Source organism: Bacillus sonorensis NBRC 101234 = KCTC 13918, from assembly GCF_001592005.1.
Classification (GTDB): domain Bacteria; phylum Bacillota; class Bacilli; order Bacillales; family Bacillaceae; genus Bacillus; species Bacillus sonorensis.
In genome coordinates, this window is sequence record NZ_BCVZ01000001.1 from 232296 (window position 1) to 248070 (window position 15775).

Annotated in this window: 16 protein-coding genes; 5 read left to right on the forward strand and 11 right to left on the reverse strand. The window is 46.0% G+C overall.

The window, feature by feature from the left end:
- Window positions 1–2: 2 nt before the first annotated feature.
- From BTR1S_RS01120 to BTR1S_RS01135, 4 genes are read right to left on the reverse strand one after another with little or no spacing between them, the layout of a single operon-like run.
- The gene (locus BTR1S_RS01120) at window positions 3–854 is read right to left on the reverse strand and encodes a DODA-type extradiol aromatic ring-opening family dioxygenase (RefSeq protein WP_006639475.1); all 852 of its coding nucleotides are present in this window, start codon (window positions 852–854) and stop codon (window positions 3–5) included.
- A gap of 23 nt (window positions 855–877) precedes the next feature.
- A complete protein-coding gene (locus tag BTR1S_RS01125) occupies window positions 878–1069 on the reverse strand; it encodes a 4-oxalocrotonate tautomerase (protein WP_006639476.1) in 192 nt (63 codons plus the stop codon).
- 13 nt (window positions 1070–1082) lie between these two features.
- Window positions 1083–1868 carry a 2-keto-4-pentenoate hydratase gene (locus BTR1S_RS01130; RefSeq protein WP_006639477.1) on the reverse strand — a complete coding sequence of 262 codons (786 nt, stop codon included), beginning with the start codon at window positions 1866–1868 and terminating at the stop codon, window positions 1083–1085.
- Between the two features lie 16 nt (window positions 1869–1884).
- Window positions 1885–3360 carry an aldehyde dehydrogenase gene (locus BTR1S_RS01135; protein ID WP_029419653.1) on the reverse strand — a complete coding sequence of 492 codons (1476 nt, stop codon included), beginning with the start codon at window positions 3358–3360 and terminating at the stop codon, window positions 1885–1887.
- Between the two features lie 210 nt (window positions 3361–3570).
- Between BTR1S_RS01135 and BTR1S_RS01140 the strand changes: the two genes are divergently transcribed.
- Together BTR1S_RS01140 and BTR1S_RS01145 are read left to right on the forward strand one after the other, a co-directional pair.
- Window positions 3571–4350: an IclR family transcriptional regulator gene (locus BTR1S_RS01140; RefSeq protein ID WP_029419654.1), complete on the forward strand. Its 780-nt coding sequence runs from the start codon at window positions 3571–3573 to the stop codon at window positions 4348–4350.
- Window positions 4351–4369: 19 nt separating this feature from the next.
- Window positions 4370–5320, forward strand: a complete 951-nt coding sequence (locus BTR1S_RS01145) for an amidohydrolase family protein (RefSeq protein ID WP_029419655.1) — start codon at window positions 4370–4372, stop codon at window positions 5318–5320.
- A 37-nt stretch (window positions 5321–5357) separates the two neighbouring features.
- Here BTR1S_RS01145 and pta read toward each other — a convergent pair whose 3' ends face one another.
- On the reverse strand, window positions 5358–6329 hold the full coding sequence (gene pta / locus BTR1S_RS01150) for a phosphate acetyltransferase (RefSeq protein WP_006639481.1): 972 nt from the start codon (window positions 6327–6329) through the stop codon (window positions 5358–5360).
- A gap of 308 nt (window positions 6330–6637) precedes the next feature.
- On the opposite strand from pta, the gene hemQ reads away from it, so the two are divergent.
- Window positions 6638–7402, forward strand: coding sequence for a hydrogen peroxide-dependent heme synthase (gene hemQ, locus BTR1S_RS01155; protein ID WP_006639482.1), 765 nt, complete (start codon window positions 6638–6640; stop codon window positions 7400–7402).
- 49 nt (window positions 7403–7451) lie between these two features.
- On the opposite strand, the gene bslA is transcribed toward hemQ, so the two are convergent.
- Window positions 7452–7991 (reverse strand): biofilm surface layer hydrophobin BslA, encoded by a 540-nt coding sequence (gene bslA, locus BTR1S_RS01160; RefSeq protein ID WP_006639483.1) that lies wholly within the window; start codon window positions 7989–7991, stop codon window positions 7452–7454.
- A 411-nt stretch (window positions 7992–8402) separates the two neighbouring features.
- Between bslA and BTR1S_RS01165 the strand changes: the two genes are divergently transcribed.
- The gene (locus BTR1S_RS01165) at window positions 8403–9749 is read left to right on the forward strand and encodes a TrkH family potassium uptake protein (protein ID WP_029419656.1); all 1347 of its coding nucleotides are present in this window, start codon (window positions 8403–8405) and stop codon (window positions 9747–9749) included.
- A 265-nt stretch (window positions 9750–10014) separates the two neighbouring features.
- Window positions 10015–10557: a spore coat protein GerQ gene (gene gerQ, locus BTR1S_RS01170; RefSeq protein ID WP_006639485.1), complete on the forward strand. Its 543-nt coding sequence runs from the start codon at window positions 10015–10017 to the stop codon at window positions 10555–10557.
- Window positions 10558–10604: 47 nt separating this feature from the next.
- On the opposite strand, the gene BTR1S_RS01175 is transcribed toward gerQ, so the two are convergent.
- The 5 genes from BTR1S_RS01175 to BTR1S_RS01195 form a co-directional block, all read right to left on the reverse strand.
- Window positions 10605–11750: an ABC transporter permease gene (locus tag BTR1S_RS01175; protein WP_029419657.1), complete on the reverse strand. Its 1146-nt coding sequence runs from the start codon at window positions 11748–11750 to the stop codon at window positions 10605–10607.
- Window position 11751: 1 nt separating this feature from the next.
- Window positions 11752–12867 carry an ABC transporter permease gene (locus tag BTR1S_RS01180; protein WP_006639487.1) on the reverse strand — a complete coding sequence of 372 codons (1116 nt, stop codon included), beginning with the start codon at window positions 12865–12867 and terminating at the stop codon, window positions 11752–11754.
- A 16-nt stretch (window positions 12868–12883) separates the two neighbouring features.
- Window positions 12884–13819 (reverse strand): ABC transporter ATP-binding protein, encoded by a 936-nt coding sequence (locus BTR1S_RS01185; protein ID WP_006639488.1) that lies wholly within the window; start codon window positions 13817–13819, stop codon window positions 12884–12886.
- A gap of 112 nt (window positions 13820–13931) precedes the next feature.
- Window positions 13932–15038 (reverse strand): sensor histidine kinase, encoded by a 1107-nt coding sequence (locus BTR1S_RS01190; RefSeq protein WP_029419658.1) that lies wholly within the window; start codon window positions 15036–15038, stop codon window positions 13932–13934.
- Window positions 15038–15691, reverse strand: a complete 654-nt coding sequence (locus tag BTR1S_RS01195; protein WP_029419659.1) for a response regulator — start codon at window positions 15689–15691, stop codon at window positions 15038–15040. The genes BTR1S_RS01190 and BTR1S_RS01195 overlap by 1 nt, the downstream gene beginning before the upstream one ends.
- Window positions 15692–15775: the final 84 nt, after the last annotated feature.

The following is a 15775-nucleotide window of genomic DNA, read 5'->3' on the forward strand; positions in this document are numbered from 1 at the left end:
GCTCAGAGCTCAACGCCTTGTGTCACGGACCGGCCGGAACCCGCAGCGGCACCCATAGGTTCAAACGCCATGACGACATTGGAGCTGCCTGATGATTGGCCATATCCGTAAAACGTGCTTTTACAGCCATCTTCAAGCACGCCCAGCAGCATGGCAATATGACGGCCGCCTGCTTCGAGTCCGGCGTTTTTCGCATATTGAGGCAGCATAAGCTTTGCTGACAACAGGTCATTGTCCGTTAAAAACGTTAAAAATTGCGAATCAAGAGCCTGTTCCGCCAAAGTCGGCATGCATTCAGGCCCCCGCACCAAGTGGTGGCTGAGGGCGCCGCTGCTGATAAATACGGTTTTCTTTCCGCTTTCTTTCAATACGCTGCCGGCAATCTGCCCCCAGCGATACGTCTCTTCCAAATTCGCGGCCAGTGTCACCGATAAATCAATGACAGGGATATCCCCTTTCGGAACGAGATAGCGAAGCGGGACAACCGTTCCGTAATCCCAGCAATAAGCCGGATCATCGACAGGAATGACGGAAAGCCCGGATTTGACGCCGGCTTCTGCGAGCTCTGCCGCGAGTTCGGAATCTCCGGGATAGGAATAAGGGACATCAGAAATCAGGTTCGGGCATTCCAGTGCTGTTAAAACCCCTTTATGCTCGGGTGTTGCATCAACCAGATGGTCAAAACTCGATGTCCAGTGGCATGAGATCAGGACAACCGCATCAGGCTGGATTCTGTCAATGATCCCTGAAAGCCGCTTCATCCCTTTGACAAGCTCTTTTTGAAAATCAGGCGTTTTTTCTTCAAAACACATCCGCGGTGTGTGCGGAACAAGCGCCGCCATTTCGATCGACATGTTGATTCCTCCCATAACCCTTTTTACGGTTTTGCTTTTGATGCCGGCGTTCCGCCTATCCCCCAGTGGGTTTTCGGGATCTCTGTGACGAGAACGCGAACATTTTCCTTCGGGGCATCCAAGGTGGCGCTTACCGTATCTGTCACGTTTTGAATGACTTCCTCCACCTTTTCCGCCGGCCTGCCTTCTAATAGTTGAATGTGAACGATCGGCAAAATATCTCCTCCATTATGAACAGACTGTAAAAGATGCGTCTCCAATCCCTTCCACCTGCGCTGAAACGCTGTCTCCGGCTGTCAGCATGACAGCTCCCGTTACACCGCCGGTCAAAATGACGCTGCCCGCCTTCAGCTTTTGCTTTTTCCTGGCAAGCATGTTGGCGAGCATGGCTGCCGAATTGGCGGGATGGCCCACAACCGCCGCGCCTGTCCCCTGTTCTCTGATTTCGCCGTTAATCGCTAAAGAAACCGTGACTGCATCAAGTTGGAGATGCTCCGGCTTTTTGACCTTTTCACCGAACACGACTCTTGAAGACGAAGCATTGTCGGCGATAACGTCAGGAAGTGTGAAAGAAAAATTTTCGTAGCGGCTGTCGATCACTTCAAGCACCGGAATCAAATATTCGGTCACCGCCAAAACCTGCTCACCGGTGACGCCCGGACCCTCAATGTCCTCTCCAAGCACAAAGGCGATCTCCGCTTCGACTTTCGGGTGAATCAGCTGATGGATATTAATTTTTCCGCCGTCCGGTACGATCATGTCCTTAAAGATATATCCGTATATGGGTTCTTCAACATTCATTTGCTGCATTTTCGCCCGGCTTGTCAGCCCCATTTTCGGTCCGATGATTCCATTGCCCCGCTTTAATTTCAGCTTCACCAGCTCTTCTTGAATCTTATAGGCGTCCTCGACCGTCAGTTCAGGATAATCCCTTGTAATTCTGACGATCTCCCGCTTTTCCGCCTCCGCCATGTATAATATCCGGGCCGTTTCTTTTAATGCTGCGGCATTCATTCACGTTTTCCTCCTTTTACAGCTTGATGCAGATATTCGATAATTCACTGAAAAACTCGAGGCTGTGAATTCCTCCTTCACGACCAAGTCCGCTTTGTTTCATGCCTCCGAACGGTGTCCGCAGATCCCTGAGAAACCAGGTATTGACCCAGACCATACCGGCTTCGATTTGTCCGGCGACCCGGTGTGCGCGGCGGAGGTCGTTCGTCCAAACAGTTGCGCTCAAACCGTAATGGGTATCATTCGCCTGTGCGATGACTTCTTCTTCATCATCGAACGGAATCACCGTCACTACGGGACCGAAGATCTCTTCTTTCACAACCCTGGAGCTCCGGGAAATCCCCGTAATGATCGTCGGTTCAAGAAAACAGCCGCTTTCCCGTCCTTCCGGGCGCCTTCCGCCGGTTACAATTTCGCCGCCTTCTTCCTTTGCAAGCGCTATGTAATTCACCACCCGTTCGGTATGTTCGGCTGAAATCAAGGCCCCGATATTCGTATTCGGATCAAAAGGATCTCCGACCTGAAGCTCCTTTGTTTTCTCGACGAAAGTAGCCAAAAATTCATCATACGCTTCCCGTTCGACATAAATGCGCGAACCGCTCATACATACTTCCCCTTGATTGACAAAGCTCGATTTCAATGTGGTTTGAACGGCTTCATCCATGTCGGCATCAGCAAAAATGATGTTTGGGTTTTTTCCGCCCAATTCAAAAGAGAGCTTCTTTAACGTTTTAGAAGCGGCTTCCATAATGATTTTTCCGGTCGTCGTTTCACCGGTAAAGGAAATCGCATCGACATCGGGATGTTCGGAAAGCGCCGCACCGGCTGAATCCGGACCGAAGCCGTGCACAATATTGACGACACCGTCAGGCAAGCCCGCATCATGGCAGATTTCCCCCAAAAGCGTGGCTGTCATCGGCGTCAGCTCGGCCGGCTTGATGACAGCGGTGTTTCCCGCCGCCAGGCAAGGAGCTAATTTCCATGTCAGCAACAATAGCGGCAAGTTCCACGGATTGATTAAGCCGACAACGCCAACCGGGCGGCGGATCGCATAATTGATGGCGGCTTCATCTGTTTGATAGGCCTCCGTTCCGACTCCTCTCATAAAATCTGCAAAAAAATGAAAGTTAAATGCAGCACGCGGAATGTCCAATGTGCTTGATAATGAGAGCGGTTTTCCCGTATCCAATGTTTCAAGCTTCGCCAATTCATCTTTGCGCTCTAAAATAATGTCGCCGATTTTTCTGATGATTCGAATCCTCTCATCGCTTGTCATGCTTTTCCAGCGTCCATGTAACGCACGCCTTGCCGCGGCGACAGCCAGATCAACCTCTTTTTTCCCCCCCTCACAAACCTTTCCAATGACTTCCTGGGTGGCCGGGTTGATATTGTCGAATGTTTTGCCGTTTTCCGACGAAAAATATCTGCCGTTAATATAGTGCCGACAGTCAAACGGCTTGACGAAATGCGCAGGTGGGGTTTGAACATTCATATGAAATCAACATCCTCCTTTTTCTAATCCTTTCCATAACGGTAAATGATTTTCACTCTCTAGAAAACAGCATTGTTCCTCTATACGGAACAAACGGAATGTTTTTTCGGAAAATTTGATATTTTTTGTTTTTTTATTTCATTTACTTTTCTGCCCATGTTATATTATGGAATAAAAGGTAACAAAACCAAAGAAAAGAGTGAGGAAACAATGGCTGTCGAGACAAAACAACACTATCTGCTCGGGTCTGTAAAAAATGCTCTTCGCCTGCTGCAAGCTTTTACCTTGGATACACCGGAAAGGAAAGTAACCGAACTGGCTTCATCACTGGGACTTGGAAAAAGCACGGTCTGCCGGCTCCTGTCCACACTGGAAAGCGAAGGATTCGTTATGAAGGATCCTGAATCGAAACGATACAAGCTGGGCCTATCCGTCTTGCAGTTAAATACAATTGTCAACTCCACTCTTGAAATCAACCGGGAATCCCAGCCTATTCTTGAAAGGCTGACTGATGAAACCGGAGAAACCGCTCATATCGCCATCCGTGACGGTTTCAGCGTCGTTTATATCAATCGGACCGAATGTCCCAGCCCTGTTGAAATCCTTTCCCATATCGGCCGCCAAAATCCGATGCATTGCACAAGTTCAGGGAAAGTGCTGCTTGCATACGATCGGAATGGATGGGTAGACCGTTATTTGGAAAAAGGCCTGAAAAGCTATACGAAAAAAACCGTTACAGATGCAAAAAAATTGCGCGAAACGCTTAAAAGCGTGCATGAAAACGGATATGACGTCAGCAATGGCGAATTCATCGAAGGCGTCACATCCATCTCGGCTCCCATCAGAAATTATTTGGGACAGGTCGTGTATGCCGTCAGCGTCGTGGGCCCCACGAACCGAATGAAAGCCTCAGAATCCGGGATTATTTATAAAGTCAAAAAGGCGGCTCATGACATTTCAGAAAGGATCGGCTATTGGAAGCGTACATAAAATTGGAGGGATTTGAACGATGTTCGATTTTCATACACATTTTCTTCCTTCAGAAGTTCTGCTCTGGCTGAAGGAAAATAAAAACGCGGTTCATGCGGTATGGGAAAGGAAATCGCCGGAAAAAGCCCCGTTTCTGACGGTAAACGGCAAATGGGGATTTGAATTAAAGGAGACGTTTTTTAAAGAAGATTTGTTTTTGCATGCACAAACAAATGCGGGAATCACGCATTCGCTTGTGTCGCCCGTTCCCCAGCTGTTTCTTTACGATCTGGCCGAAGAGATAACAGATGAAATGGCGGGCGTTTATAACAGAGCCCTTTCAAACTGGATCAAAAAAGAAAGCAGACGGCTTTCCGGACTTGGCACAATCCCGTTGAACAGCCCTGTGAAGGCATGCGGCCGATTACGCGAAGCGATGGCCCTTGGGCTGAAAGGAGCGGTTATCGGCCCCGGGGCCTCGGACATGCTGCTCTCAGATGAGGCGTTTACGCCGTTTTGGGAAGAAGCCGACAGACAAGAAGCGGTTATTTTTATCCACCCGCTCCTTTCTGAAGATCCGCGGCTCCGCAGAAAAATGATGCCCAACTTGATCGGTGTGCCATGGGAAACGACCGTCTGTGCGGCAGACTTATTATTAAGCGGTCTAATTGACCGTTTTCCAAATGTGAAAATTCTTTTGGCGCATGGGGGCGGATTTCTTCCATATCAAATTGGCAGGCTGGATAAAGGCTATCAAAAATGGCCAAATGTATCCTCATCGATCACTGCCCCGCCAAGCGATTATCTGCGCAGGTTTTGGTATGATACCGTTTTGTGGCACGGAGAAAGCGCGGCATATCTGCAAAAGCTCGCCGGAAAAGACCGCGTCGTGCCAGGCTCCGATTATCCTTTCGACCTGTGTCAATGGCCGCCCGCCAATATCGGCCGCGAAGGAGCAGAAGCTCTGCTTGGGATGAAAATCGAAGCATAAAAAAGGTGAACCTGATGACAGGCTCACCTCTGTTTCATTACAGCGCTTGTGCCGCTGTAATGAGAGCAAGATTATATACATCCTCAGCATTGCAGCCTCTGGACAGATCGTTCACAGGCATGTTCAGACCTTGTAAAATCGGTCCGACCGCCTCAAAGTTGCCGAGGCGCTGCGCGATTTTATAGCCGATGTTCCCCGCTTCAAGGCTTGGGAAAACAAATACGTTTGCATCGCCTTTAATCACGGAGCCAGGCGCTTTTTTCTCAGCGACAGATGGAACAAATGCGGCATCAAATTGGAATTCGCCGTCAAGCGTAAGCTCAGGCGCTTTTTCTTTAGCGATTGCAACGGCATTTGCCACTTTTTCGGTTTCATCTGATTTTGCAGATCCTTTTGTTGAGAAGCTGAGCATCGCCACTCGCGGCTCGATGTCGAACATTTTTGCCGTATTGGCGCTTTCGACTGCGATTTCCGCCAGGTCCTGGCTGTCGGGCGCAATGTTGATTGCACAGTCAGCGAACACGTACTGTTCATCGCCGCGGGCCATAATGAAGACGCCTGATGTTTTTTTTACGCCTTCTTTTGTCTTAATAATTTGCAGCGCCGGGCGAACCGTGTCTGCGGTTGAATGAGCCGCACCGCTGACAAGGCCGTCCGCAAGCCCTTTGTAAACAAGCATTGTGCCAAAATAGTTTTCATCCAACAGGATTTGGCGGGCCTGCTCTTCAGTCGCTTTTCCTTTACGGCGTTCAACGAAAGCCTGAACAAGGTCTTCCATTCCTTCATATGTATGGGGATCATATATGTCAACACCGTCAAGAGTCACGTTCAATTCATTTGCTTTTGCCGCAATTTCTTCTTTGTTCCCGACGAGAATCGGCTTCAGTACGTTATTTCCTGCCAATTGGCTGACCGCTGTCAGAATGCGCTCATCCAAGCCTTCCGGAAATACGATTTTAACTCCTTTTCCCGCTACTTTTTCCTGCACTGTTGTAAATAAATCTGCCACAATATACCCTCCTTGAAGTAGTACAAAAAACTTCCCTATTTAGCATACTCTATTGAGATATAAATTCAATCCTTCAGCATTCATTATAACGCTTTCATAGAAAAAACGCTTTTTTTTAATTAATTTAAGCGCCGGCTTCCTATGGTTTAGTTCTTGTCAGCTTTATTATACAACAGGCTTCCCAGCTTATACGGCAAAACCCAGATGACAGAGGTTGCTTTTTGGCTTGTTCAAGACTTCTAAACAGATGAATGTGGACAAACTATGATATGATGGAGTCAATTACATACAAATTGGGAGTGAAAGAAATGAGCGAACAGCAAAAGACAAATGAAGCCGCGCAAACGCTTGACGGCTGGTATGCCCTTCATGATTTCCGGACGATGGACTGGTCTGCCTGGAAGCTGCTTTCAAGCGATGAACGCCAGATCATTATCAGCGAATTTACCGGGCTCCTTGAAAAATGGGGCGTAACGGAAAAAGAAGGAAACGGAAGCCATACATTGTACAGCATCGTCGGCCAAAAAGCCGATTTCATGCTGATGATTTTGCGTCCAACGATGGAGGAATTGAATCAAATCGAGCTTGAATTCAATAAATCCAAGCTGGCGGAATACACGATTCCCGCTTATTCTTATGTATCTGTCGTCGAGCTCAGCAACTATATGGGAAGCGGTGACGGAGATCCTTACGAAAATCCGCAAATCCGGGCGCGCCTGTACCCTGAGCTCCCAAAAGCGAAATATGTCTGCTTCTACCCGATGGATAAGAGAAGATCCGGCAATGACAACTGGTATATGCTGTCAATGGAAGAGCGCAAAAAACTGATGCGCAGCCATGGCATGATCGGCCGCGGATATGCCGGGAAAGTCAAACAAATTATTACGGGTTCAGTCGGATTTGACGATTATGAATGGGGTGTCACACTCTTCTCAGATGATGTGCTGCAATTTAAAAAGCTTGTCTATGAAATGCGCTTTGATGAAGTCAGTGCGCGCTACGGGGAATTCGGCTCATTCTTCGTCGGCAACCGCCTATCAAATGAACAGCTGCCCGCATTTTTGCACGTTTAAAAATGGCAAAAGCTCCAAAGACGCTTGTCTTTGGAGCTTTTTTAAATGCTTAATTGCAGTTGCACGGCTGTGTAGGCGGAGTCGATCTTTTTTGAACCTCAATGGAAGATTCGGCATAAAAAGTCGATCCAAGCCCCAGCACCCGGTTTTCCGCTCTGAATGTGTATTTTCCGGCGGCAGGGAGGGTTTTATTTGCTAAAACCAGCTTGAATTCCGCAATGCCCAATAAATCGATCGTAAGCGGAAGTCTCACCGTTTTTCCATTGTTTAAAATCTGCCCTGTTGTCAGCGCTCTTCCGTTTACCGTGTCTTTCGTTGTGGCGGAAAATCCGGAAGGCAATGTAAATTCGACCGTTCCCAGCGCCAAAATCGAGTTTGGTCTGTATGTGAGCTCAATGTCGGAGAATGACCATTCCTGCTTGCTCGCCCCCGTAATCACTGAATGCAATGAGGCCTTTGCAGCCGGACGGTTCACCGACTCCGTTTTTACGGTTTTGGCATCAGCGTGAAAAGAAGGCAGAAACATCGATGCCATGATCACAAACCCTGCCATCATCATTGTTAATGTAGAACGAAACATATTTTTCAACATCGCAAATCCCCCTGGTTTTCATTTTAGACTTTAAACATTGGCCGGCACGACAAGATCAGCTGCAGAAACCTAACGCCTCCCCCCAAAATCTTTGACAACTTCATCCTTTTCCCTTAAAAACTATCATTTTTCCACCTTCTAGTAAATGTCTTGCATGGGATTTTTTTAAAAATAATTCAAAATAATAGAATATGACCAGGTGATGATCCTCTTGATTTTTTGTAACATTTATACATAAAAGGTCCAATGAACCATTGTCATTTGCAAAGATGCAATCCGTCCGATGATCTGTTTTGGATGTTGACAAACCTGATATTGCGAAGTACATTATTGACATTATTTAAGTAGGCTTTAAAAAGAATCCATCAATCAGATGTCGAATGGAAAGACGAAGAAAGGATTAAAACAATGCCTAAAATGACTTCTTCTAATCTAGTAAAAGGAAAGATTATCAATATCAGTCCTCCGCAAACACTGGCACTCAGCTTTTTCATCATTATTGCGGTCGGTGCGTGTTTGCTCAAGCTGCCGATTGCATCGACAACCTATATTTCCTGGGTTGACGCCTTATTTACGGCGACATCGGCCACCACCGTAACAGGTTTAACCGTCGTAAACACGGGAGAGGATTATACGGTTTTCGGACAAACCGTCATCATGCTGCTGATTCAGGTCGGAGGATTAGGATTGATGACCTTCGCAGTGCTCATTGTCATGATGATCGGAAAAAAAATCGGCCTGCAGCAGCGTATTCTCGTCCAAGAAGCGTTCAACCAGACTTCTTTAGGCGGGCTCGTCCGGCTTGTTAAGCATTTATTTATTTTCACCATCGTGATTGAATTCGTCGCTTTTCTCATTCTTTCGATCAGGTGGGTCCCGGAATACGGTATACAGAAAGGTTTGTTTCACAGTTTGTTTAACACGATCTCCGCCTTTAATAATGCCGGTTTTTCCTTGTGGCCGGACAACTTGTCCAGATATGTTGGGGATCCGATTGTCAACCTTGTCATTACGGGGCTTTTTATCACCGGGGGTATCGGCTTTACCGTCCTTTTAGACTTATGGACAAAAAGGAACTTCCGGAAACTGTCGCTTCATTCCAAACTCATGATCGTCGGAACATTGATCATCAACACCGTAGCAGCGCTGATGATTTTTATATTAGAGTATACAAACCCCGGAACCTTGGGAAACCTGCCATTGACTGAAAAATTATGGGGCGCATATTTTCAGGGTGTCACTCCGAGAACGGCCGGATTTAATACAATCGATATCGCCCAGATGACGCCTCCCTCCCTTCTCTTGATCATCGTTCTGATGTTCATTGGGGCGGGCAGTGCATCAACAGGAAGCGGAATCAAGCTGACAACCTTCATTGTCATGATTTTGGCAACCATCACTTTTCTAAGAGGAAAAAGCGAAACAGTGGTGTTTAACCGGACGATCAAAATGAAAACGATTTTGAGAGCCTTGGCGATTATCGTCATCAGTTTTTTATTTGTGCTGTTAACCGTGTTTATTTTGACGATAACAGAGCCTGCTCCGTTTTTGGACATCGTCTTTGAAGTAGTGTCCGCCTTCGGGACAGTCGGCTTGTCAATGGGATTGACGCCAGATCTGTCAACCCTTGGAAAATCCGTGATTATGATGATGATGTTCATTGGCCGGGTCGGCCCGTTAACAATGGCATTTACATTGGCCAAGCCGAAAAAAGCGCCGATCCGTCATCCTGAAGATGAAGTGATTACAGGGTAAATAACCGATAAAAAGACCGCTCTATCCGGGAGCGGTCTTTTTTGTATCGCTTGACATCCTAAGACGTGCGAGCGGTGACGGTGATTGCAGCCAGTTTGTCAGCAACCTGCTTTTGTTGGTCATATTCCCCAATCCACTCTCATACTGTTAAAGGGGTGAGTAATGTTGAACTTTCATCTAAAATCAGTCCTAAAACCGTGTTCAATTCCAGACATGAGCTTGGTGAAGGGATGATTTTTGACTTCATGAAAGAAGGAGGAACGAAATGAAACCAAAAAAAAATCAATTTCAGCCGCTTCAAGAGATTGAAATGCAGGATTTCCGGCAGCAAATGGGCGCCAACCCTTATCCGCAATTGGGGCAGATGGGACAGATGGGGCAGATGTATCAGCAAGGACAGCCGCCATATACACAAATGGGCGGCCAGCAAACCTTTCAGCCGCCCGCTATCCAGCTGAGTCAGCCGCAGCCCGCGGGGGTCCAGGTTCCACCCATGCCTTCGGGGCAAACCGCGGCTCCAAGCGTTCCGGGGATGCTCCCGCTTGAGCAGTCTTATATTGAAAATATATTGCGGCTCAACCGGGGTAAGGTCGCGACCGTATATATGACGTTTGAAAACAATCCGGAATGGAATGCGAAAGTCTTCCGGGGAGAAATTGAAGCCGCCGGCCGCGATCATTTGATTTTAAGCGACAGAAAAACAGGCACCCGCTATTTGCTTCTGATGGTTTATCTTGATTATGTGACATTTGATGAACCGATCGTTTACGACTATCCGTATTCAATGGCAACATACACATCCAGATAAAAGGTTCGGTTCACTGTGAAACCGAACCCTTTTTTTGTTCCCGTTCATCAGACGAAATTCCGCGTATCATTATTGCGGCTGAATTTAAAGATCACGATTAAGAAAAATGCAGCAGCAAAAGCGAACAATATCATGATATTTAAATATAAGCTTTGAAATTGCCGGCCTTCCTGCAGCTTCGTCAATGTTTCCAAAACCCAGCGCTGAGGAAGAAAATCTGCGATTCTTTGAGCGAAAGGCGGCATGATCTCAACAGGCCAGAAGCATCCGGAAAGCATGATCGTCGGCATGAAGATTAAATTTTGCATAGCTCCTGAAGCTTTGGAACTGTTTGAAAAAACGACCGTAATCAATGCAAGACCGACCGCGCTCAGCGCAAATATCAGCAAAATGGCCGCCATTTCCCAGAGCGGAATTCCCGGATCGATATGAAAAACATTTTTCATCATGAATAAAGTAAAAAAGATTTGAAACATCATGACAAGCATGCTGACCGCTATATTTGAGAATACATACTGCTTTGCCGTTATCGGCGTTGTCAGCAGCCTGAAATAGGTGCGGTTTTCCTTTTCTTTCACAAGGATTTCTGATAAATTCCCCGCTGAAAAGAGCATCGCCATCAGAAGAAACCCGATCGTTGAATACGTCATATTTACTTGTTTTGATTGATCTTCAAGCGTATCGGTTTTTAATTTCAGGCTGGAATGCTGGTAACTGCTGTAGATTTTGTCAAAAGTTTGCGGGTCTCCCTGAGACGCTTTACCGACCGCCGCTATATTGTCAATGTAATGATATAAATACGATTTCACAAATTCCGTTACTTCAGCACCCTTAACAGAAGAGATTTTGATATGGCCCGGTTTTCCGTCCTTCACGCTTTTGGCAAAGCCTTTTTCAAATGTGATGACGCAATCCAGCTTTCCTGACGCAACCCTTTCTTTTGCTTCAGACCCGCCGACTGTTGTTACCTTGACATGATCCAATCCCTTCAAAAAGGCCGCCGTATCAGCCGTTATCCGCCCGCTGTCATGATTGACAATCCCGACATGCAGATCTTTTTGGTCGCCGATTCCTTGCGTCATTAACGCGACGAAGATCCCCAGCAGCGGAAGACAAAGAAACAGAAAGATATTTTTTTTGTTTTTAAATGTTACGTTTAACGTGTTTTTGATCAGCCAGAGCATGTCTTTCATCTTACAGCCCCTCCCTTCTCCGCAGTCCGACAACAGCGATCAGAAGCAAAAATAAAGATATTCCGATATTCAGAGCGATCGCCGGCAGCGCTGCCGCTAGATCGTTTGTATAAATAATTTTCATCATCGCTTCACTTGACCACTTAATCGGAGAAAAATTCGTGATAAGGCCGGGAAGTCCTTCCGCAACATCTATCGGAAAATAAGCGCCGCCAAAAAATGCGACAAGAGGTATCAGCACATTAATGATCATTACTGCCGATTCTCCCGTTTTTGCCAAATAGCTGATGCCGATTCCAAAAGCTACGGCCAGCAGCACAACAGTGAACAGAACAGCCAGTACAATGCCAATGTGTTCGCCCCAATTGGCTTTAAATAAAAATTTGCTGATGGCAACGACAGTGAAAATACAAAGGGCATTTGTCGCAATGCCTCCGATCAGCTTTCCGGCGAAAATCTCCCCTTTATGAATGGGAGCGGCCAGCAGCCGGTCGGCCGTTTTGCGGGTTCTTTCCCCGCGTATTAAATAACTTGCATTTAGCGCTCCATAAAGGGCGATCAACGTTGTCATCATAATTGAATAATAATCGATGGAGCTCGGCTTATTTGCCGAATTGATCGATGTCTCTTTCATATAATCGCCATGGCTTGCAAACGCGACCCCGGCTTGCTTCGGATTGACCTTGTAAATTTCCGACACGGCATTGTACTTATTTGTAAACGCAGACAGCATTCCTTGAATAATACTGCCTTCAATGCTTGTTTGATCGCTTTTATACAGCTTGATTCCGCTGTTGTCGATTTCGACGTACCCATCATAGCGGCCTTTTTTGACTTCTTGCTTTCCATCCATATCATTTAGCGCTTTTTTGAAATAAACGCCCGATTTCCTTGCTTCCTTTGCAAAGACTTTAAAACCTTGTGAAAGTTCTCCGTCTGATTGGTCTTTATACAAAATATGGATATCATCGACCGATACTTGATTGTTGAAGGCGTTTGTCAGTGCGGTTCCCAAAATCACAATCAGCACAATCGGAAACGCCAGCATAAATAACATTGTTCTTTTATCACGAAAAGACGATAAGATTTCTTTTCTTGCAATGTTTAATATATTCAAGCCTCTGACTTCCTTTCTAGTCGCGCAGATTTCTTCCGGTTAGCGTCAGAAACACGGTTTCCAGATTGGGCGCTTTTTCTTCCAATGAGCGAATTTGGACACCGCTTGTGATGAGGTGCTCAATGATTTCGTTCAAATTGCTGACGCCAGCATCCGAGTTAATTTTAATCGTATTGTCCTGAAGTGAAACCGTCTCTACGCCCTTGATGTCCTTCAGTTTGCCGAGGTCGGCATTCCCGGCGGATTTGACCGCAATCGAAATGTCTTTCGTGTCGGTGATGATCGCCTTCAACTCTTCTTTTGTACCTTCGGCAATGATCTTCCCATGGTCAACGATCGCAATCCGTGAACAAATCTCTTCGACTTCCTCCATATAATGGCTTGTGTAAATAATCGTCGACCCCATTTCATTCAGCTTTTTAACGGACTGCAAAATATAATTGCGGGAATGAGGATCGATCCCGACCGTCGGCTCATCCATGATGATCAGCATTGGCCTGTGGGCGATGGCGCAGGCGATATTCAGCCTTCTTTTCATTCCCCCCGAAAAATTTTTCGGAAAGCTCTTATGTTTATCGCTCAGCCCGACAAATTCCAAAGCCTCTTCAACCCGTTTGTTCAGATCAGATCCTCGCAGTCCATAGAGCCCGGCAAAAAATTTCACATTTTCATGCGCCGTTAATTCTTCATAAATGGACAAATCCTGAGGCACAATGCCAATATTCATTTTGGCATGTTTTCGGTGCTTGGAGATATTTTTCCCGAGAATGAGAATCTCCCCCTCATTGCTCCTCAGCAATCCCGAAATCATATTGATTGTCGTGCTTTTCCCCGCGCCGTTTGCGCCAAGGAATCCGAATATTTCTCCTTCCGCTATGGAAAGTGACATATTATCAACAGCGGCAAAATCCCCGAATTTTTTCGTAAGGTTTTTGATTTCTAGTGCATTCATCTTTTCACCTCATTTTGACTTTACGACATTCATTATAAAAAAAAAGATGAATACGCGGCAGTGCAGCAATTCATCTTTTTCACATGAGAAATTTCATATTCTATCAATGATATCATTCATATTTCGGCAATAGCGTGGTAACGGAGAAGCCATTTGAACCGTCAACGATCACTTTTCCGTTGACAGAAGCCGCCCGTTCCTCCATTCCGATGATCCCCATGCCTTTTTTAATCTTCTCTTGCCCTTTTCCGTTATCTTTCACCTCGGTTTTAATAAGCGTATTCAACACGTGGATTTCAATGGATACGCGCGTCGCCCCGGCATATTTCATCGTATTGGTCAGCGCCTCTGTAATATTTTCGAAGATAATTTTCCATTGAATATGAGTAATCACGTCCAAATCGTCTTTATACAGAAATAAGATCGGAATACGGTGCAGGGCTGAACATTCATCTATGAATAATTTCAGCCTATGGATGCCCATCTGTTCCGCCGGAGGTTTCATATTCTTTAACGTCAGTCTGATTTTTTCTATTCCGTCTTTAGAAATATTGATCGCGTTTTGCAACAGTTCAGACGCTTTGTTTTTGTCAGTGTCAAGCAGACGCTTGGCCGCTTCAAGCTGAATGAGCGCCCCTGTCATAGAATGGCCGATTTTATCGTGGATTTCCTGTGACAGCCGGTTCCGCTCCTCTAATTTAAACGTATATTCAGACTGTCTGATAAACTCCTTATTGACATGCAAAGTCTTCGTTAATTTGTGCATATCTTTTCTCGTTTGGTCAATATGATTCTCAAGGGCATGAATCCGGTCCGAATGCTGTTTCAAAATGGTGAATATCAGGAAATTCAAAAAAACCGTCAGACCGTATACAGGCAGCAGCGATACACTGATAAAAAGGGCGGGAATAAGCGATATGGCCAACATGACCCATTGATTGCGCAGGCTATCAGACAGCAACTCATAAACGCCAAGCGGCAATAGCAGAATAAATAAAGGCTGGACATGCTGGTAGGAAACAATTGACATGAGGATCGACAAAACAGCGGCCGCCTTTTTCACTGATCCTTTTTGAAAGATACTGATCATCATGTTGATGCAAAAATACAGGATTAAATAAAAAACGATCCATGGGAGATTTGCGACAGGCTCTAGTATGCAGTTCAACACGATATATCCCAGCAAGGTAAGTTTGACAATGATCATCCAAAATTCCATCATGATTCCTCAGTTAGCTTTGATTTTCCGGTTAAATAGTAGATCGCGATTTGCGTGCGGTGGTCCAGCCCCGTCTTCGCCAAAATGGAAGAAATATAATTTGCAATCGTTCCTTCTGATATATAAAGCTCTTTTGCAATTTCTTTATTGGAAAGCCCCCTGGCGATTAAAGCCATGATGCCAAGCTCCCTCTCCGTAAACAGGCTTTCATCGATTTTCGGTTCAGGCTCTTTGTTCTCTATTAAATTTGACTTGATTTTATCAAGAACGACGTCCTGCATGACAATATTCCCATAAAAGACGCTTTTGATCGCACCCCTGATTCGTTCCGGTTCGGTATTTTTCAGGAGGTAGCCTTTCGCTCCGTTCCGGATGGCAGCCAAAATATATTCATCATCATCAAATGTCGTTAAAATTAATGGCTGTGTCCTTGTCCCCCCGGAAATCAGCTTTGCAGCCTCGACACCGTTCATATTTGGCATCCGGATATCCAAGAGTGCAATATCCACATCATGAGCTCCGCAATAATCAGCCGCTTGCCGGCCATCCTCCACCGTAGCCAGCACTTCTATTTCATCGTACGTACTCAGGATGATCTTCATGCCTTCCCTTATAAATGAATTATCATCCGCAATGATCACTTTGATTTTCATCGTTTTCCGAGCGGAGCCCTCATGCTCCGCAACGTGCACACCCCTTCTATATGCTTCAGCAAGGCCTCCGCATCTGTTCATAAC